The 20161-nt window shown below is 40.6% G+C and carries 20 protein-coding genes and 1 pseudogene; 5 read left to right on the top strand and 16 right to left on the bottom strand.

Annotated features, from left to right (window positions below; translation table 11 throughout):
• Positions 1-72 precede the first annotated feature (72 nt).
• The 3 genes from hmpA to GWR21_RS15040 form a co-directional block, all read right to left on the bottom strand.
• On the bottom strand, positions 73-1284 hold the full coding sequence (gene hmpA / locus GWR21_RS15050; protein WP_162332543.1) for an NO-inducible flavohemoprotein: 1212 nt from the start codon (positions 1282-1284) through the stop codon (positions 73-75).
• Positions 1285-1492: 208 nt separating this feature from the next.
• Entirely contained in the window at positions 1493-2032 is a 540-nt protein-coding gene (locus tag GWR21_RS15045; RefSeq protein ID WP_162332542.1) for a prolyl-tRNA synthetase associated domain-containing protein, read from the bottom strand.
• 404 nt (positions 2033-2436) lie between these two features.
• Positions 2437-3657 carry a M57 family metalloprotease gene (locus GWR21_RS15040; RefSeq protein ID WP_162332541.1) on the bottom strand — a complete coding sequence of 407 codons (1221 nt, stop codon included), beginning with the start codon at positions 3655-3657 and terminating at the stop codon, positions 2437-2439.
• A gap of 699 nt (positions 3658-4356) precedes the next feature.
• On the opposite strand from GWR21_RS15040, the gene GWR21_RS15035 reads away from it, so the two are divergent.
• The gene (locus GWR21_RS15035; protein WP_162332540.1) at positions 4357-4926 is read left to right on the top strand and encodes an SMI1/KNR4 family protein; all 570 of its coding nucleotides are present in this window, start codon (positions 4357-4359) and stop codon (positions 4924-4926) included.
• A 198-nt stretch (positions 4927-5124) separates the two neighbouring features.
• On the opposite strand, the gene GWR21_RS15030 is transcribed toward GWR21_RS15035, so the two are convergent.
• The 11 genes and pseudogenes from GWR21_RS15030 to GWR21_RS14980 form a co-directional block, all read right to left on the bottom strand.
• Positions 5125-6045, bottom strand: coding sequence for a helix-turn-helix domain-containing protein (locus GWR21_RS15030; protein WP_162332539.1), 921 nt, complete (start codon positions 6043-6045; stop codon positions 5125-5127).
• Positions 6046-6167: 122 nt separating this feature from the next.
• Complete coding sequence (locus tag GWR21_RS15025; protein ID WP_162332538.1) at positions 6168-6617, bottom strand: nuclear transport factor 2 family protein; 450 nt, start codon at positions 6615-6617, stop codon at positions 6168-6170.
• A gap of 379 nt (positions 6618-6996) precedes the next feature.
• Positions 6997-7143, bottom strand: coding sequence for a transposase domain-containing protein (locus tag GWR21_RS31560; protein ID WP_238430425.1), 147 nt, complete (start codon positions 7141-7143; stop codon positions 6997-6999).
• Positions 7129-8486, bottom strand: a pseudogene (gene tnpC / locus GWR21_RS31555) (IS66 family transposase); the annotation flags it as partial. The pseudogene tnpC and the gene GWR21_RS31560, both read right to left, overlap by 15 nt.
• 49 nt (positions 8487-8535) lie before the next feature.
• Positions 8536-8892, bottom strand: coding sequence for an IS66 family insertion sequence element accessory protein TnpB (gene tnpB, locus GWR21_RS15010; RefSeq protein ID WP_262888451.1), 357 nt, complete (start codon positions 8890-8892; stop codon positions 8536-8538).
• A complete protein-coding gene (tnpA, locus tag GWR21_RS15005; RefSeq protein ID WP_162330025.1) occupies positions 8893-9225 on the bottom strand; it encodes an IS66 family insertion sequence element accessory protein TnpA in 333 nt (110 codons plus the stop codon).
• Positions 9226-9558: 333 nt separating this feature from the next.
• Positions 9559-10506: a helix-turn-helix domain-containing protein gene (locus tag GWR21_RS15000; RefSeq protein ID WP_317165865.1), complete on the bottom strand. Its 948-nt coding sequence runs from the start codon at positions 10504-10506 to the stop codon at positions 9559-9561.
• A gap of 9 nt (positions 10507-10515) precedes the next feature.
• Complete coding sequence (locus GWR21_RS14995) at positions 10516-11445, bottom strand: alpha/beta hydrolase family protein (RefSeq protein WP_162332536.1); 930 nt, start codon at positions 11443-11445, stop codon at positions 10516-10518.
• A gap of 1114 nt (positions 11446-12559) precedes the next feature.
• The gene (locus GWR21_RS14990; RefSeq protein ID WP_162332535.1) at positions 12560-13723 is read right to left on the bottom strand and encodes a chromate transporter; all 1164 of its coding nucleotides are present in this window, start codon (positions 13721-13723) and stop codon (positions 12560-12562) included.
• 9 nt (positions 13724-13732) lie between these two features.
• The gene (locus GWR21_RS14985) at positions 13733-14668 is read right to left on the bottom strand and encodes a DUF1259 domain-containing protein (RefSeq protein WP_262888503.1); all 936 of its coding nucleotides are present in this window, start codon (positions 14666-14668) and stop codon (positions 13733-13735) included.
• Positions 14669-14755: 87 nt separating this feature from the next.
• Positions 14756-15328, bottom strand: coding sequence for a hypothetical protein (locus GWR21_RS14980; RefSeq protein ID WP_202929094.1), 573 nt, complete (start codon positions 15326-15328; stop codon positions 14756-14758).
• 132 nt (positions 15329-15460) lie between these two features.
• Between GWR21_RS14980 and GWR21_RS14975 the strand changes: the two genes are divergently transcribed.
• The 4 genes from GWR21_RS14975 to GWR21_RS14960 all read left to right on the top strand — a co-directional run bounded on the left by GWR21_RS14975 (position 15461) and on the right by GWR21_RS14960 (position 18836).
• Complete coding sequence (locus GWR21_RS14975) at positions 15461-16309, top strand: chromate resistance protein ChrB domain-containing protein (RefSeq protein WP_162332533.1); 849 nt, start codon at positions 15461-15463, stop codon at positions 16307-16309.
• A 460-nt stretch (positions 16310-16769) separates the two neighbouring features.
• Positions 16770-17777 carry a hypothetical protein gene (locus GWR21_RS14970; protein WP_162332532.1) on the top strand — a complete coding sequence of 336 codons (1008 nt, stop codon included), beginning with the start codon at positions 16770-16772 and terminating at the stop codon, positions 17775-17777.
• Positions 17737-18099 carry a hypothetical protein gene (locus GWR21_RS14965; protein ID WP_162332531.1) on the top strand — a complete coding sequence of 121 codons (363 nt, stop codon included), beginning with the start codon at positions 17737-17739 and terminating at the stop codon, positions 18097-18099. The genes GWR21_RS14970 and GWR21_RS14965 overlap by 41 nt, the downstream gene beginning before the upstream one ends.
• Positions 18096-18836, top strand: coding sequence for a hypothetical protein (locus GWR21_RS14960; protein ID WP_162332530.1), 741 nt, complete (start codon positions 18096-18098; stop codon positions 18834-18836). Before GWR21_RS14965 ends, GWR21_RS14960 begins: the two co-directional genes overlap by 4 nt.
• A 55-nt stretch (positions 18837-18891) precedes the next feature.
• On the opposite strand, the gene GWR21_RS14955 is transcribed toward GWR21_RS14960, so the two are convergent.
• Both GWR21_RS14955 and GWR21_RS14950 read right to left on the bottom strand, forming a co-directional pair.
• The gene (locus tag GWR21_RS14955) at positions 18892-19314 is read right to left on the bottom strand and encodes a hypothetical protein (RefSeq protein ID WP_162332529.1); all 423 of its coding nucleotides are present in this window, start codon (positions 19312-19314) and stop codon (positions 18892-18894) included.
• Positions 19315-19354: 40 nt separating this feature from the next.
• A complete protein-coding gene (locus GWR21_RS14950) occupies positions 19355-20140 on the bottom strand; it encodes a Shedu anti-phage system protein SduA domain-containing protein (protein ID WP_162332528.1) in 786 nt (261 codons plus the stop codon).
• Positions 20141-20161: the final 21 nt, after the last annotated feature.

Below are 20161 nucleotides of genomic sequence, written 5' to 3'. Positions count from 1 at the left end.
TAAGAATGCTGACGAAATGTAACTGAAAGCGGATATATCACGCATGAGATATATCCGCTTTTTTATGCCCAGTTAGTTCGCGTGTAATACCTGCGGACCGAATTCTTCAAAGAATATTCTTCCGTGATCCACCCCTAAGGATTTCAGATCACGTACCTGTTTTTCAATGAAAGGACCAGGACCACATACGTAGTACAGCGTGTCGCTGGTATGCGACAGATCTGTTAGTTTATGCAGGTCCAGGTGACCGGTATGAATGCCTTCAGCTAATTCAGTTTCCGTCGCCGTATTATAGAAGATGTGTTGTTTGAGTTGAGCGTTTTGCTGTGCCTGTGTGTTGATAAAGTTTTTGAAAGCATGTACACTGCTGTTCCTGCAGCCATGTAGCCAGGTAACCGGTACCGGATTTTCCTGTACCAGCACGTGTTGCAGCATGCTCACAAAAGGAGTGACACCGACGCCTCCACTGATGAACATGACTGGTTGACGGAGGTCCGCCGGTATGATGAAATTACCTGATGGCGCTGTCAGCATCACTTCAGTGCCTTCGGGTGCCTGGTCGTGCAGCGCATTGCTGATCATGCCATTGGTATCAATAGTGGCCCCCTTTTCTTTCTTCACAGAGATACGGAAGTAGTCATTATTGGGCGTGTCAGATAAGCTATATTGCCTGATCTGGGTGAGATTGATTGCAGGCAGGAACATTTTCAGGCTGATATATTGGCCGGGTTGATGAGCAGGAACTTTTCCACCATCAGCGGGATACAGGTAGAAAGAGCAGATCTCATCAGATTCCATCACACGTTTTCCAACTTTAAATGTGCGCCATCCATTCCAACTATATGGAATGTTCTGTTTCAGCTGATATAACCGTGTTTCATAGCCTGACATGACCCCTGCCAGCTGCATGTAGGCAGCCTTCCAGGCACCCAGGATCTCCGGAGTGGCCGCGTCTCCCAGTATTTCTCCAATGGAGGCCAGCAGATGTTCACCTACTATCTGGTATTGTTCAGGTTTGATATCCAGGCTGGTATGTTTTTGCCCGATACGGTCTATTACAGGTAATAGTACGGACGGGTCATTGATATTTTCCGCATAGGCCAGTACGGCTCCTGCTAGGGCATGCTGTTGTTTCCCCTGCTGCTGGTTGCCCAGGTTGAACAGGTTCTTTAATTCCGGGTGATGCTGAAACATTCTGTTGTAGAAATGCGTGGTCAGCTGTACGCCGTTTTCCTTGAGGAAAGGAACGGTCGCTAATACAATATCTTTCTGTTCTGTGGTCATCTTATTTAATATATTAATACCTTTTTGTCTTTTATTATATTAAACGAACGCGCTGTTTATGAATGCAAAGCTATAACATTCTTAATAAGAGACAAAAAAGTCTTTTATGATAAATGTCAGGAAGCGGGATTGACAGCAATGATATAACAACAACGCATCCTCCGGAGAGAATGCGTTGTCAGGTATGATCTTAATTTATCTGATTATACTACAGCTGAATGAATTTCGGTGTATGTGCTGCAAACCGGAGGAAGTCGTTCATGATCCAGTTAGTAGGTACTTTCATGTAGCCGGTTGTGGTACTGTCACTGCAGCCATACCATTCTTCAGCGAGTACATCCTGGTCTATCACGACCTGTACCTTGTTTTCCTTGTCCAGCAGTATACCGTATATGGTAGCGGCACCCACTACAGTGCCTAACATAGACAGGAGCAGATCAGCCGGAGCGAACGATACCCGGGAAATTTCCATTGCACTGCTGAAGTCTTTTGTAATAAATGGCTTGTCTGCCGTGGTGACCAGCAGATAAAAAGCAGTTTGCTGCCGGTTACAGAGGAACAGTGTTTTTACTGTTTTCATCTTTAGCTGCTGATCGATCAGGATGCAATCTTCCATGGTGATCGCCTCATCATTTTCCACACGTTCATATGGTACACCAAATTGTTGCAACGTGGTGTATACCATTTCGTGTAGGGCAGTTTTAAATGCTACAGGTGGCGTTTTCTTTACTTCACTGATATAAAACATAACTATTCTTCCTTTCTGCTATTTAATGATTTATGATAATTCATTGCTACTATGGCTGTGAGCATGATCAGTGCCTCCTATCTGCACCCCATTTACATGCTCCCGCAGCACAATAATAATATAAAAGCAGTACCGTATGCAGGGCATCGGCTAAACAACCTTGAAAAGAGATATTAAAGCCTAGTAAAATATATTCTCACTACCAGTGAGACCAAGATCTAAATGGTCCGGTTATTCAGCCTTGGGCTACCGAAAAGTGTGCAGGAAGGGAAGAGATTTACATAATATGCTATATAAGTAGGCCAATATGGGAATAATATGGCAGCAGGGGAGTGGATGGCTGATAAAAGAATATAACAAAGCCGGCATTATCAATGCCGGCTTTGTTGTAACGATCATGCCTGTTAATAAGCATACCAGGCCACACCTTCCTGGTTGTAACCAGGTATAGATGAAAGCTCATTTGGATTCTTCGTATAGAAGTGATCGCCGTATGAAGGACTGAAGTACCTGATAACTGGTACAGAATTGTTGATTGGAGATGTATATGCATAGAATGCCACACCTTCCAGTGTACTGGAGCCTGGAATTTCTGTGGCGGATATTGTCCAGAAATGGTCATTACCTGAACGCAACCAGCGGTATACAGGTGAAGAGTTAGCTACCTGGCTGGAGAACGCATAAAAGGCAATACCTTCAAAGATATATCCACCATTGGACCCATTACCCAGTTCATTAATATCAATCGTGTAGAAATAGTCCTGATTGGTGAACCTTGAGTAGTATCTGAATACAGGCACACTACCCGCTACAGGGGCCTGTGCAGGATACAGGAACTGTACTGCCAGGATATCGTAATTAGAAAGAACGGTAGCGCCAATGCCACATTGACCGGCGTTCATGAGCGAGCTTGCATCGCCACCGGTTGGTGTACCCAGGATATGGATGGCATCATAGTAAGCGCCATTGTCAGGCAGGGTGCCGGAGCGACCTTCGCCGGACTGCCAGTTAGTATGTCTGAAACCAATACAATGTCCGAGTTCATGCGCAATGGTGCGTGTACGCTGTTCAAAGGAGTTACCTGATATCTGGTTAATGTTGATCCTTACCAGTGAACCAGGCTGGCCATTCACAGGGAAATAGGCCGCACCGCAAACACCTGTTCCAAGATTACTGTTTACAATACGGATATGTGCACCGGCAGATGATGTCGTTAAATTAAATTTAACCCTGCAGTTCGCAACACTGTTCCAGATAGTGATCGCACTGTTGATCTCACTCTGATAGCCGCTCATTGACGGATCTACATACACCAGGATGTTAGGCTGTACACTGTATCCTACATAGTTGGCGGTGCCGTATTGTTCTGTTTTGGGGGCATCAAATACAGAAAGGTCAGGAGTGCCGGTTTTACTGAATAAGATGTCTTCATCGACGAGGTATTCATCGCCCAGATCCCTGATCTGGCTTTCGTTGTAACCCAGTTTCTTGATGTAGTTTAAAACCGGATTGTTTTCGGCTGTTTCAGCCGGTGTGGGTGCAATATCTTTTTTACTACAGGAAAACAAAACGCCTGATACGACTGACAGAATGATCAGGTAACGATAGAGAATAGTTGTCTTCATTTGATTGATTATTTAAATGGTTAACTATGAGCTTTAGGGTAATCTATAATGGGTTTCATACGCTGACACGTAAAAGTTATTCATCACTGGAGTGTATATAATATTGTAGCTAGGGTTCAACCAGGATGCCGATTACGGCCTTTCTAAAATTGCGTTGTGAATATAGGCCATTTTTCCAATAATGGTACAGGCTAGTAAGAATGAAATACAAAATAAACATTTGGTAATTTCATACTGCGATAGGGGTGTTACCGAAGTAAAAGACTTTCTTTTCAGGGCCTGTATCTAATTGAGATAGGATGCCTGTTAGCGTGTATCTCATACAGGAAGGGAGTAGGTGCAGGTGTCTCCTTGGATTTAATGCAATCAATAGCCAGTGAAGCGACTAGTAAAAATTAATTAATCGTGAACCTGGACATAACGCATGGGTTTAATGATGCTTATTTTATGCTGGATCTAAAGTTATAATTTGTGCCAGATGTAAGGGCTGCGAAACAATTATTATAGCTTTGGGTACATTCAGTATAGATTAGTTCATGAATTAAGTAGTTGGTGGAGCTGCTGTCAATATGCTTGGTAATATTGTGTTATCAATCGCGCTTAGAAGGCGGAACTGTAACAACAGGCGGGATTGTTACACCTGATAGTTGTGATAACAGGATGTCCTCTTTATTTCAGTAACTTATAAAATTTTATTCAGTGACAAATGCAGAAACGATCATAAGCATTATTGATGCTCATTTAAAAATAGTAGTAGAAAATGAGTTCAATAAATATCCGGGTGAGATAGCCGCTGAGATGACTGATCCGGCTTATGCGTCGCAAGACGACTGGGGGACCTGGTTCCCGATAGATAGCACCGTGACAGCGCGCGATATCGAGTCTTTTGAAGTGCAGCTCGGTCATAAGTTGCCGGAAGATTACAAGACGTTTTTACGGCATAAGCATTTCTACGAATTACATATCTCGGAAGCATCCTTTTGCAGTCATCCGGTACATACTTGGCTGGAACATCAGCATAAAATGATTTTCCACGGATGGCCGACCGAAGAACTTATTGAAAGAGGGTATATTCCGTTTGCTGACTGGAGTGATTGGGGATTACTTTGTTTTGATGTAAATGGTCATTTTGAAGAGAATGATTATTCAATCGTCTTATGGGACCATGATGATAGTGACGAAGTGAAAAAAGTTGCGTATAATTTTAAAGACCTGTTAATCCGGCTGGATAAAGGAGCTGAATTGAAGTTGTTGCGTGAAAGGAAGTAAGACATGGATAGATAATGCTTTAGGATAACAATATCGTACAAAGTTTAACGAATTTAAACCTCAGCGGATAAACAGCCTGCATATCCGGATCAGAGTTATGGGTTTACCTGATTACACTTCGAATCTGTTCATTTGGAAGGATCCCTGTTAATGCAATTTACTGGAATCAACATTATACAACAAAGACGAACATGTATATTAAGTGTTCCGGTATTGAGAAGGAGACAGCTGTAGCTGTCGTTTAATAAAACCACTGAAGTGCGTTGGCCCTTCGAAGCCAAGTGCATAGGCAATGTCAGATATAGGCCAGGTTGTATGTTTCAGCAATATCTTTGCTTCCTGCAACAGACGTTGCATGATGATCTCCGACGTGGTTTTATTGGTGATTTCTTTCACTGATTTGTTCAGATGGTTGACGTGAACGGCCATTTGCGAAGCGAAATCTGACGCAGAGCGCAGCTGAATTTCGGAAGAACTGTTTTCTAACGGGAACTGACGTTCCAGCAATTCCAGAAACAGTGAAGCGATCCTTCCGGCTGCATTTACTTTTTCCGGAATGGTATTGGTGGCGGGCCGCATCTTTATAGCGCTGTGAATCATTTGAAGGATATGTGTTCTTATCGCATCATCTCTGAACTCAAACCTTCCTTCCTTTTCATTCATAATTTGCTCAAAGATGGCTTTGATCGTCGACAACTCTTGAGTTGTCAATTCATAGACAGGGAACCCACCTGGTTTGAAAACAGGATAATCCTTTATCCTGCCAAAGTGATTGAAGTACGCTTCATTAAATATACAGCTGAAACCCTGTTGACTGGATGATATAGGTTCCCAATTATAAGGGATTTGTGGATTGGCAAATAGGAGCCCGTGTTCCTGGACCTCAAACGTTTTATCAGCATAGTGTATACGACTATTACCTGTAATGATACAGATCTTGTAATAGTCCTTTTTACCAAAGGGCACGCTGATATCTTCAATATTAGGTTCGCCAATGCGAAAGACGTTAAAATGTGCAGCGTTTTTCTGTACGTCAGCAGTAGACAGAAAAGGACGGCTTGCATAATATTCTTCTATTGTCTCCGGTTTACTCAATTCCTTCTTCTGATTATGATTCAAAAAAATGCTTTTCAGAAAGGTAAAATTACGGAAATATTTCATGAAGACTAATTGAAGAGAATAGTACAAAAAATTGCCAGCCGCTGGTAATACACCTGCGGCCGGCTGTAGCAGTTATAGGTTTATGCCTGATTGCCCACAAAGCTGGCCAATGGTGCATTAATAGATTCTAATGCTACCATTGGGTTCCAGAAATCCACATACTTAATGATCTCCCCATCCTCGTTGGTGGTAACTACTGAGATGTATTTCTGGTTGTAGGGTTTGCCGGTGGAAACAGCATGTCCGGTGCTTGTAAATTCGGCAATGACGAGCGCAGGATCTTCTGTGGCATGGAAATGAAGATTCTCGAATTGTACTTTAAAGTGTTCAGGGAAATTCTTCATATAGTCATAAAGCGCCTTTTTTCCTTCTACGTGCGTTGGGAAATCAGCAGGGCCATATGGAAACTCCAGTATACCATCATTGGTGAACAAGTCTACCCATTCAGTAATTCTCCCAGCAGATAAATATTCCAGGTGATTTTTAAATGCTTGTTGTGCCAGTGTTCTGATTTGTTCTTTCGTTTTCATGGTATGTTTTTTTGTTTTTTGTCATTGTTTGTGATACAAAAGTACTAGCCGGAAGCCCCCTCCTGCTACAAAAAATCAAATCAATACTTCTAAAAATCAATCAATCTTGTGAAAGACCTGCCCGGTTGATAAATTATAACTGTTTTAGTGCCGGGATGCTTAATAATAAAACGGCGGGGTACGATGTTACTGGAGTGTTATTACTGATTGAAAATGAATCATATGTGTTGACTCGCTGAAAAAATAAACGCTTCAAGTCAAAAGACTTAAAGCGTTTTATTTTCTGTACCGCAGCCGCGGCGAACTAAGTTGATGCAGGGCCTGCCTAGTTTGGGTAAGTATCCGGTAGACAGCACCTATGTAATGATTTTGGAGAGCGTTACTTTTGCTTCGTGATCCAGATATGAGGTAGGAGCTCTTTGATTCTGTTGATGGGATGGTCGTTAATGACCATTAAAACGTCCTTTAGCCAAAGGCTGGGATTAATGTTATGTAGTTTACAGGTTCCGATCAGGCTGTAGAGCATTGCAATTCGCTTTGCTGATTCATGGCTCCCGGCAAAGAGGTAATTCTTTCGGCCTATAAAAGTCGCTCTTATAGATCTCTCAGCCGCGTTATTATCTGGATGTAGCTTTCCATCATACACGAAGGCACAGAGTTTATCCCAGCGTTTTATACTATAGGCAAGGGCTTTTCCTATCGGGCTTTGTGGAAGTACCTGCTTGTATTGGTCTTCCATCCAGCTTCCTAATTTCTTCAGTATAGGTAAGGAGTGCTTCTGTCTTGAAGCTGCTCGTTTTTCATTGTCGTGATTTAACGCCCTGCTATCGCGTTCAATCTGATAGACGAGCTGTAACTGTTCCAATACATATTCTGCTCTTTCTCGGTCGCTGTAAATAGCGTCAGAGAAGTACCTTCTTGCATGAGCAAGACAGTGGATCAATGTTATATTATTGGTGTCAACGATGCTATTATATGCAGAGTAAGCGTCTGTTTGCAGCGTACCATAAAAATCTTTCAGCATTTCTGCGGGTCCTTCTCGGCCACGCCCGGGTTGATAATCAAAGACAAGCAGCTTGTTAATACTATCCTGATAGAGCCAGTAATACCCCGATGAGTGCTCCCTTTCTTATCCTTGTCGAGCACTGGTACCGATGTCTCATCAGCCTGCAAATAGTCAGCGTTGAGTACTTCTGTTACCAGCGCTCTGTATATAGGAGTAATTAACGCAGCTGTCTTAGCAAAACCATCACTCAGCGTTGAGTATGGTAGCTTTATGCCATCTCTTTCCAGACGTTGTTGCTGGCGATGCACGGGGAGATGATCGCAGATCTTCTCAACAACCAGTTGAGCCAGTAAGCCTGGCCCCATCATCGATTTTGCAACTGGTAATGTTGGCAAAGGTCCAACAATAATTTTTGACGACGTCTCATTCGCAGATGGGAGAAGGTACTTGTTACGGATGTAACGGACTACATAAATTTCAGCGGGTTTGTATTCCAGCACTTCAGTTTCAGTGGTGCCAATATGTTTACTACCAGCTGGTATATGGTCTGGATCTATAATTACATCTTCTCTTCGTAAGTGAGATGGTATGGTATGACGGCTATCTCTGGCTTGAGTCGCATCTTGTTTTACAACTTTGACATAAGTCACCTTCTTTGCATCTAACACGTTGCAAACAGCAGCAGATTGTTCTGTTGGAATATCGAGTGCCAGTTGATTCTTATCTGCGGGAATAAATCGCTCCTGACGAACTCCGAAAATCATCTTCTTGAGCTGATTCAATTCATGCTGCAGCTGCTCAACCTTGTTGATGGCAGACTCATAGAGCTGTTTGTAATCATTATCTTCTGCTGACGTACTCATTGCAATTGCAATGTTATCACATGTAAATCAATTATTTGTTAGCGCGATGTTAATGATCGGCAGATTGTCGAAAATACCGCCTGCGGTACTGGACTTTATCCATCTGAATGCCTTGCAGAATAAGCATCAATTGTGTAGAAGTAAGCGAAGACTGTACCCCACCTGGTTTGGGAATCTCAAATGTTCCCTTCTCAAGCCGCTTGTAATAAATCGCAAATCCATCTTGCTGCCATTGAAGTAGCTTGATATGTGTAGCTCTGCGGTTAAAGAAAATATAGACATCCCCGGTTAAAGGATCCAAATGCATCTGTTGATTGACAATAGCCGCCAGTTTGTAAAAGCTACTACTTATCATGATTGGCTGAGTATACAGAAAATACCTGCATGAGGACGAGAGTGCCAGCATTTATTTACTGTTTAGTAGCTCTTTTAGCATGTCTGTATTGACCGCCGAATGAAAAATTATCCTGTTACCTGATAAAGATATCACCTCCGCGAATGGAAGTGCAATATCTGGTATACTCGCCTTAGAAGGTGTGAGCTGAATGAAATGTTTTCGTCTGGGAACTTTTGCAGGAGTGGCAAACTGCTTCCTCCAGTTCTTGAGCATGGAGACCGTGATTCCATGATTATCACAAAACACTTGCATCTTTACGTTTGACTGGCTCCATTGCATCGCGATATTCTTCTTCTCCGATATTGTAAATGAACGTATCGTGGAATTATTGGATGATTGCATACAGGGCATATTTAAACAACGCAAACATAAACCCTCAGACTTACATGCCGAAGATGCTGTCTACCGGAACCTTACTAGTTTGGAATCTCTGAGAAGGGCTTGGGTTCAAATATACCCTCATTATTGATCGGGATATCAATGTGGGGTAATATACTAAGCAGGCTTATACACCATTGCTAGTCGTTATTATTTATGCATAAATTTTGTATTCTTAGGACATCATTTCCAGCCGGCAGGTGCACGTAAACAAAAGTGCGCTTTCGACGATTTAACCTTTTATCCCCAGTCGAGAAGGGGATTTGATGGAATAAATGCTATGAGTCGTAATTAACCTTAAGAATAATGTTGCACTGTACTCGAATATGCTTTAATTGAAGGAACGTCTGAAATCCAAGGGCGACATACTGGTTTTAAGCTTAAATAGTTTACTAAAGGATTGGGATGTTCAAATCCTAATTCATAGGCTATTTCGCTTATCGAAGCCTCACTTGTCGATAACTGTTCCTTTGCTTTTTCAATCAGATGGTTATGAATGTGTTGTTGTGCATTTTGCCCGGTAAGTGATCGCAGCATATCACTTAAATAACTGGCACTGACGTTTAATTGCGCAGAAAGAAATTGGACAGTTGGAAGCCCCTGCTTTTGTGCATGTGGTGACTGGAAGTGGGTGCATAAAATGTCTTCTACCCTTTGAAGTAAATTCGTGCTTACCGCCTTACGGGTGATGAATTGCCGGCTGTAGAATCGGTTGGCATAATTCAGCAGCAATTCAATATGAGAAATCACAACATCCTGGCTGAAATTATCAATTCTGCCTTTCAGTTCTTCTTCAATACTTTGAAAAACATAAATGATCATGGTTTTTTCTTTCTCCGATAAGTGCAACGCTTCATTAGTCGAATAGGAGAAAAAGCCATACTCTTTAATTTTTTTAGCGAGTTCGTAACCCAGTAAAAAATCCGGGTGGAAAAGCAAAGTATAACCAGATTGATCACTTAGTGGTGCGTGGCCTCCTGTGATTTGATTCGGCGAAACAAAAAACATTCCCCCTTCGTCGAAATCGTAATAATGCTGTCCATATTTGAACTTTCCCTGGAAGTTCATCTTATAGGATATCTTATAAAAACTTAAGATATGGGGGCTGGGAAGGTTTTCCAGTGGAATGGCCCCCTCTGCATTATTTATTAAACTTACCAATGGGTGCATAGGCGCCGGCATATCCAGCGCCTTATGCAACCTTGATAAAGAATTGAATCTGTGGTTAGACATTTCATCCTTCATATTGTCTGTTTATAATTTGCTTTCAATGCTGCCTAAAGCGCCCTGTACGCCGTTAAGGCTTTTCTTTGCTTGTTCCCAACTTAAATCGGTTGGATCGAATGTACTCCGAATATACGCAAGAATGCTTTTACATACAAAAGCAACACGCTCCGGATCTTCATCACTCGTCTCGAGGGCATCATAACCTGAAATACCACCAAAGATGTGTTCAGCGCCAAACACGGTCAGCAGATCCTTCGGGCCCGGACTTTGATAATAAGCGTCGGCACGCCAATTGTCCAAATCAGAGAACATGAGATTTTTGTCTTTGTCCCCGTTGACTATCAGCGCTGGTAATACCATAGTGCGGAAATCTGAAGCTGCCAATACAGGAAAATGATGTCTGGCTGCTCCGTTCAATCCTTCAGGACCGCCAGGTAAGCCAATCAGCACAGGAGCTTTTATTCGTGGCTCTGTTAAATTCACTATTTTGCCTGTTGAGGGATCCGTCACTTCCATGCCAGCAAGCATAGCAACGGTATGGCCGCCTAAAGAATGGCCAATGGCAGCAACTTTTGCTTTTTCCACTCTTCCGGTTAACCCTGGTACTGTAGAAATAATTTCGTCCAAATGATCAAGGATAAATTTCATATCCGCTGGCCGCGAACTCCAAAACAAGGGTGCTTCTGGAAGGGATGAAGAAAGTGCGAGTGCTTTGGAATTTTGATGAGTAGGTTGAATGACCACAAACCCTTCTGCGGCAAAAAAATCTACAATAGGGCCATATCCTCTGTACGAAGATAGAAAATTAGAGGCGCCATGCCCGTGCGAAAGTAGGATGACCGGCAGGTTATTTCCGCTTGCTGGAGCAGAAACTTTTATTTCAAGGTCTACGTGACGGCCAGGAACTGGTAATACAACCGGACTAAAGCTGATGATGGGTGTTTTTGACTGTTTCATTTATTATTGATTTTGAATTTTGATATAGGCAAAGTTCATCAGTCTTCAGCTGTCCGGCGTAGTCAAATCGGGGCATTGCATAGCCAAAACCCGGAAAGGGTATCCATTGCCGATTAAGGATGTTAGAGGAATAGTAAAGAGCGAGCAAGCATTCACGTGTAAACACAGCTTGCCGTCATTCGGCATCTACAATTTATAAGGAAAACCAATCGAAAAAGTTGTCTTTTCGCCAGAACACTTAAACATGTGGACCCAACGATCCTCATTTTGGCTGCAAAACGCTCAATTAGGTTGTTCCTTTAAAATGCCAGGAATTTCGCTCTCTGGATTTTGGTTTTTATTGCCCGAACTTTAGAATCAGCATTTATCTACTCTTAAATACTACGGATGAGAGGATGTAAGAAACGATTCAGCGCAGAATTCGCCAATGATGCATTTGTAAAGGGATTACAAATGATCAGCGTGCATGAAGAGGTGATAGACCTGTCTTTAAAATATTGGAAGACAACAGTAAATTATCCATCAACGATAAACGGAAAGCGATGGATGAAATTTAAAAAGAGATCAACACAATCAAAGCAATACTAAAAGAAGCCCTGCGTATGTGCCTGGATCAGTAAATGGATGTAGAAGACTACAAGGAAATAAAAGACAAGTATGAAGCAGAAATAAATGAATTGACCAAAAGTCAACCGGACCAGCAGAGTTGGACAACAATCTGTCAGGCTATAATTTCCACTGCACAGATTTATTGAAAAAACTCGCTAAATACTACACCAGCTTAATTTATAAAAGGGAAAAAGGTAGTCACCGGTTTGCTATTTCCGCAGAAATTGATTTTTGAAGATAAAATTTATCTAACCGCGACAGCTGATGAGATCTTTCAGCAGATAGCCACTACAGTAGACAATCGCCGTAAAAAGAGAAATGGGATTTTCCGTTTACAACCGAAAAATCCCATTTTGTGACCCCAAGTATCATAAACTCGAACCAAATCATTGATAATTTATCGCAAATAGTAAATATACAACCAGCATAACGGTAAAATAATATCACTAAAGTTCGAGGACAATTTAGGGATATATGACTCAGGTTTTGTCAATATAGTCTGGTATCAACCTGCGGATTTCAAGAAAATACCCAATAGTGCAGCGACTAAAATAACGAGTGGTTCCTGTATTTTCTTAAAAAATACCAGACTCGCTATCACTCCGAGGCAAATAATCACTGTAGGTATATCCTGAATGCTCCGCTGTCCCAATACAATAACGGCCCCGGCGATCGCACCAGTTGCCGCTGCCGTTATCCCATCCACAAAGGCTTTTAAACCTGGACGTTTACCATATTTACTAAAATAGGGTGCTGGTATCACAGTAAAAAGATAACAGGGGAAAAAAGTGGCGAAGGCTGCTACTGTTGCTCCGGAGAACCCTGCCGTAAGGTAGCCTATGAACCCAACTGTGATGACTACCGGCCCCGGTGTGATCATAGCAACAGCCACGGCATCCATAAATTCCTGTTCATTTAACCAGCCATATTCTTTTACAACACCGCCGTATAAGAACGGCACAATGGCAAGACCACTGCCAAAAACAAAAGCGCCCGCTTTCGCAAAGAACAATAGTATGCTGGTATGAATTGTTACATCGGTCTGTCCCGCTTCGGTACTCTGCGCTAATACAGGGAAGATCGCCTGGGTAACTGTACTTGCTTGTTGCTTCAAACCAGTAGAAGATTTAACCAGCCAGTAAAATAGTCCACTTCCAATAGAAAGCAAGATATTTTCGTTTTCAGTAATAATGGTAACGATAGCCGCTATAAGATATATAAACCACAAATAATAATCCTTACCAATTGATTTTTTAGTCAGTTTGTATGCACTGATAGCGATGATACCGATTACAGCCGCGCCTACTCCGTAGAAGACAGCCTGCATCCAACGGATGCCCTGATAATATTCATACGCAACACCTAATAGCACCACCATAAGAAATGATGGCAGCACAAAAGCCAATCCTGTCAATGTCGCACCCAGTAATCTGTAATGTACAAAGCCGATGTAGATACCCAGTTGTGCTGCAAGCGGTCCGGGGGCTAGTTGGGATAAGGCAAGACCTTCGCGGTAATCATCTTCTGTTATCCATTTTCTTTTCTCTACTAGATCCCGGTGCATATAGCCTACCAGTGCTACCGGACCTCCAAATCCGATAGCGCCCAATTTTAAAAAATAAAGTACAAGACTTTTCAGGCTGTAATTAGTATAAGAGTGTGTGGACATAGGCTACATTTAATGTATTTTTCCCTTTCCTGTTTTGGCTATAGCGCTTTTCAGTCCGATAGCCAGTTTTTCGGCCGGGCCAATTCCCCAATAATGCAGAAAGAAAATATGAGGTTTTTCATGCACCATGTGATTATGGACAGCAACGACCTCAATCCCGTTTTTGATAAGTGTGTTTATTACAGGTTCAACCTCATCTTCAAGCATTGCAAAGTCTCCCGCAACAGCAGCTTTGTCTTCACTTCCCTGCCAGGCAGCCCAGGTATTGAATCCGGCAAAGCTACTGATAGGTATTCCATGTTCCCGAAGCATCACATCTGGTCTACCGATGGTGTATTTATACACCCCCTTACTTAGCTCTCCCTTTTGTCCGAGTATCGCGTCAAGTTTAGCGAATGATAAAGTGTTAGTAACGCTATCGGCTTTCCCTTCCTTTGGATCATGCCCACGAACAATCTTGACCCGCTGAAAAATTGCTTTTACCCCTTTTGCCATGTCTGTTACCGATCCTTTACCATCAACATGCATGTACATGACGTTTGGATGATTGCGAACAAAATGGTTATGTATCCCTGTGACAGTGAAGCCCTGCCTGATCACCTCTTCCTGTACCGCAAAAAGATCTGTTTCTGTCAGCACTATATCTCCCATGACCATGACGCTATCTCGGCAGGGAACGAAACATGCCCAGCTGCCAAGACCCATTGGCGGAATGATCCGGAAACCATCTACAACAACCTGCAGATCGTTCTGAGGAATAGTTATTTTATATTCCCCATTTTTCTCTGCTCCTTTCATGCCAGTGATACGTTCAATTGCCGCAATATCTAATTTACTGCTGCCCGGTAAACAAATAATTGTATTAGAATCATTCTTCGGCCCAGTCAAGCTACTGGGTACAGACCCGGACGAGGATTTACAGCTTTGCAGCCATATAGCTGCCATGACAATTACTAAAATGATGGTGGTTCTCATTTTACATTTATTTATATCTGTGCTAATAAAACATGTTTATGAGTATGTCGGTTTAACTTAGAATGATATCCCAAACTGAAATCCTGCTGTTAATGACGCGGGCTGATCATTGCCAAATCTTACGGGAACAGGAACGGCCACAAAATAGTTGCAGCCCTTTCCCTTTAGTACCACCTTATTGATGACCGGTGTAAATCCGTATCTGCCTGAAGTTTCAAAAGCGGCACGGGTTGCCAAAGTGAAGCCTTTCCCCAAACCAAATAAAGCACCGGGATGGAACAAGAAGTTATTCATCCTGCTGGTTCCTTCAGTAGCTCTGATAATGGGTACAAATTCCATTGAGAAGCCAATTTTTGCACTCTTCCAGATATTAATTCCTGTCGGCATACCTACTACATAAGCGCCATCAAAATTATAGTGAGGCACATGGTTACCAAAGGTCACAATAGGATGTAGAATACCTACATATCCAGTTATCCTGGGATACGTCACTGTAGGCGATTGGCCGGATGCTGATGTGAAAAAAAACGCGCTACACAGCACTGTGGCGATTGTGTACAGTTTGGGAAATTTTAGACGATAAAGGAGAATAAAACGGTTCATTTTCAAATCATGTTTCGGATTACTCACAATGTTAGTATATTAATCAGGGCATAAATAGAACAGAAATTACCTGGTCTGGTATAAATTTTACTTTCGTTAAATTCACGGGATTCAGTTGATTATATGTAGCTTACGAGTTAATAAAACTCTTGTCTCAACATGAAATGGATCACACGGGAACATCCTAAAATTGACCGTATTGCCTGTCCATGGTTAATCAGGCGGTTTATTGACCCCGAAGCTGAGATTGTATATGTCCCTTACGAACAGGTAATCACAAGTGCAAAGGAACTGGGTGCCACACCATTTGATTTGCCCGGTGTTGAGTTTACGCATTATGGAGACAAATGCACGTTTGACTATTTTATAGAAAAGTTTGATATACAAGATCCCGTAGTCCACACACTGGCACCAATTGTAAGAGGCGCAGATACAGACCAGCATGAACTTGCACTGGAATGTCCGGGACTATGGGCCGTATTCTGTGGACTTGCACACAATGTGACTGACGACTATGAGTTATTAGACAAAGGAATGGTGATTTATGACGCCCTCTATAGCTGGGCCAAATACCACAAAGGTGAACGTCACACACAGCACACAGTAGAACGTTTACTGATCGATGTATACAATAAATACCTGAAATATGGTGATTCCAAAAAGGTTCCGGAGTGGGCAAAAGAATTAAAAGCGCTGATACAGGATCAGATTGATACCAACCTGTCACTGAACCTAAAAGATGTTTCTCAAAACCTGGACATCAATCCATCTTATTTATCAAGAGAGTTTTCTAAGTATTTCGATAACCTTTCTTATGGTGAGTATATTAGAAAACTACGCATCGAAAAGGCGATAGGATTGTTGACCTCATCGACTTACTCACTTACAGAAATTGCTTATTTAACAGGGTTTTCAGATCAAAGTCATTTCACTAGGATATTCAAACAACATACAGGAAAAACTCCTTCTGCTTATAAAAAGAATTTTAATAAAGGACGGCTGAAGTAATACATCTTCGACTTTACTTAAATGTAACATTCAACGGAAATTAGGACAGCTTAAATGAGCACAACATAATCTGTTGAAATGACAGCACCCCATAGAGACTCTAACCTTCATTAGTTTGATTGTAAATCAGTTATAGATATAGACTAAAAACAAAAGCGCTCCAAGTCCTTGAACTTGAAGCGTTTAATCTTTCGTGACCCCAAGTATGCGAAACTCGAACCAAATCATGCAAGAAATAACAGAAATCATGAACGTAGGCTTACTGCGAAGTTAAATTACTATTATAAAAGTTCGAGTTGCAACCTGTGGTATCCTGAGCGAAATCGCAGAATGAAGCTTCATATTGAATCAGTATTGTATTATTGCACAGATTCAGTATATTTACTTTGTTTTTTTTGAATATGTAGTTATTCACTTATCAACCACATGCTTTTACCCCTTAAGCATAAATTTCTTATAAATGACTTCAAAGAACACTTTGTCTTCTAAAACTATCGAGGATATTAAACGTGTCGGGAATGCTCAAATACTTACTTGGCTTAAAGAGAACGATATTTTATTAGCAGGAAGAAGTACTGGTAATCTATTTGATGTTCTTGAAAAGGCAATTAACGAACAAAAATTAAGTACTGAACAATTGAAACAGGCAATTGCTGAGATAGAGGAATGTAGTTCAAAAAAAATCTATTTGATGACTGCTAAAAACATTCAAAATTTAGAGCAAAATCGAGATGCTGTCATAAAACACTTAAAAAAGAATCATCAAATAACTTTCTCTTCTCAAAACTGGATAACAGGAAATCCCAACAAAGGACCAACGTTTATTTATGGATTTTGGGACAATAATGTACTAAAGTTAAAATTTTCTGAACTACATTCAGATGTTGAGCCGGACGTTCAAAGTAGAAGTTTTGTTACAACTTCCAGAATAGTGGTTGTGGTAGTGGTTATCGATACCAACGATGGGTTTGTTCAATTAAGACTTGACAATTCTGGGGATACACATTCACATAGAAACAATGAGGGCAAAATGACGGAAGGAGCCTATGAAGAGTATTATAGAGACTTACTGAGAGAATTGTTTCCAGATTTGGTGTTTAGTGATTTAAATCTTACAGGGGTAGCCAATCATATATCAGAAAAGGAAAAAAAAAGGTTTAGGATTACTAAAGGTGTGTCGACTGTCAGTAGTAATGCGAAGCAAACTTTTGCTATACCTAGTAATAAAAAGGGCGATATCAGAGATTTGATTGAATATAAAGGGGCGTCGGAATCTTCAGACGGTCTATGGACAACAGAAGACTTAACCGGGAATTGGACGGTTGAAGAGTCAGAAAAGGAATTAAAAAAAGATCTGTTTATGAGAATTTCAAGAAAATCCTCGCAAATTCGCGTACAGAGAGGGTGTTTAGAAAAAGAACTCAATTATGGACTTAGGCAGATTAGAGAAATACAAAAGTCAATTTAAGGATTTTACGCCTAAAATTGCCAGTTTGCAGACTTACTTTAATGATTTAAGTAAGTCAGAGAACGATTTGCCTAGTACATCTGCGGATAAAGTGGCGAGAAAATTACGAATACCTGAGTTTGATGCACTCTTTTTACTTTCGTTAGCGGAGAGGGAACACATAGTACAAAAGAGATACAAAGTATGGACTAATGATAATGTTTTCCTTGGAGATTATGATAACCCTAGCAATATACCAGATAAGATTATAAATGATGAGACAGGCAGGCTTGTAGATCGAGATCATTTTTATGTTGATATTGTATTTGAATTGGAAACATGAAGAAGCCACTCAAATATAATATAGCCGGTAATCTTCAGGACGAAATTAAACTTCGCCAACTAGCTTATAGCCATGCGGATACTATTGGCGACCCTGATACTAAAAGAGCCTATTTAGCTTCTATTGACGATATGTTTTCTTTTTCCCAAAAAAAAAGTATGAGAGAAAAATATATAGTTCCATTTTTTGGTTTGCTTGGTTTGATTGCTATAGCTATTTTTGCTTGGTTTGTTCCTAATCCCAGCCGATACCAAACAGGAGTTTTCTGGGTAATTCTTTCGATTTTCGCTGCTGGATGTGCGGCAGCGATTCCTGGTTTTTTAGAGGTTAAATACAAGGGGTTCATTAGAGCGACAGGCGCAATAGGTGTTTTTATCTTGATGTTCTTTGGAGTACCTAAAGTTATGAATGCTTCTAATGATATTGAAAACCCACATTTAAAACTGTACGTAGTTCCAACTGATAGTACTAACTCCCAAGTAATAGATGTCGACTTTGAACAAAATAGTAGTAAGCCTATAGCGGAATTTGCCACTAAGCAACTTAGCAATTATTATGGTAAGACTATAACTACATCAGATTATACGTGCTATCGGAAATCAGATGGTAAAATTTATACAAACGAAATGTGTCGGAATATTAATGAACACGAAGTACTATTAATCTCAAACGATCTCATTATAAAGTTCAATGATAAACGTCACGCCTATATAAGTATAATAGGTAAGTTTGAATAAGATGATTTCTTGCTATAAATAAATAACTATTGTCACATCCCGCAGCAATTACATATCAAGATAAAAGACGCTTTTGATACTGATTCTCTACTATCAGCTTATACTTCTTCCTTTTTACTGGATAAATGAAAACATCACTTTCCAAATTATATATTAGCATTAGCGCCAACAATGTCACCAACACACCCCAACAAAAGCCGGAAATGCTATCTGGAATAAATCTTGATATTTCTGTGAAGATTATTACTAACGTCAGCAGTATCAATGAATATGGGAACGAAAAGCTTATTTTTTTATACTTGTAATAATAATCGTATAATTCTTCAGCAAAGTTTGATAATCCTTTTTCGCTTTCATTAATTAATAACTGATACTTTAAATTGTAGTAGCGTTTTAAGTGTTCATCAAGGTATGTTGTATATGCGTCGTATTTTGAATCATAGGTTACTTCGCGATGATATGTTATTCTATCAATCATGGGTGTACACATTTTATGAAACTATAAATATAAGTAATGATCAATACGTTAGGGAACCCACAGCAGCTGTGGCATTATCGACTAAATTATCATAGTGAAAAATACTTATCTTTCTTTCTCTTTGTTTTCTCTGCAAACGTCTTATCACATCAAAATCTGTTCTTCTGCCTCCAATCAAAGCAAAATGAATTCTACTTTTGTCGAAAACAACAAATTCCCTTGGCATATGTTCATGATTAGGCCCCTTCGCTTTTTCAAAAATGGGTAATAAATGAGCGAAATTAGCTTCCAACCATTCATCCCATTTTTCAATTTGTAGTAATCCCTTTCTCATTACTACACCCAATTCCCCACCTGTAGTACTAATGGCGCCTTTAATATCCTCTAACTCAATGAAAATAAAATGATAACCATCTGAACTTTTCCCTACAAGTAGATAATCAGCTTTGTAGTTGGTCCCTAATTGGAATTCGGGAAAAATAAATAGTGAATGATGCCCAAACAGATATCCTTTTTTTACTAATGACCCAATTATAAAGTAACTTTCATTTGACTTTATGAAGTTTAAAATGTCTCTCTCTCCAATTGTATTTTGACTAATAAAATCCTTAAAATCTTGGATTTTCTTGTTGAGCTCAGCTTCTTTATCGATTAGATCCACTGCATCTAACAAATTGCCTGGGAATAGACTTAAATAATGTCTTACTGCCTTGGGATAACTCCTATATAGTCCAATCTTTTTCAATTTCTCTTCAGCAACCAAATCTGTCCATTCTTTTTTCTCTTCATTAGTTATACTAAAATAACTTCTATCAAATAAGCTCATTACTGTTACTGGGTTTACAAT

The organism is Chitinophaga agri, assembly GCF_010093065.1.
Lineage (GTDB): Bacteria > Bacteroidota > Bacteroidia > Chitinophagales > Chitinophagaceae > Chitinophaga > Chitinophaga agri.
The sequence above is the reverse complement of the archived record's forward strand: the minus strand, read 5'-3'. Positions and strand labels throughout refer to the sequence as shown.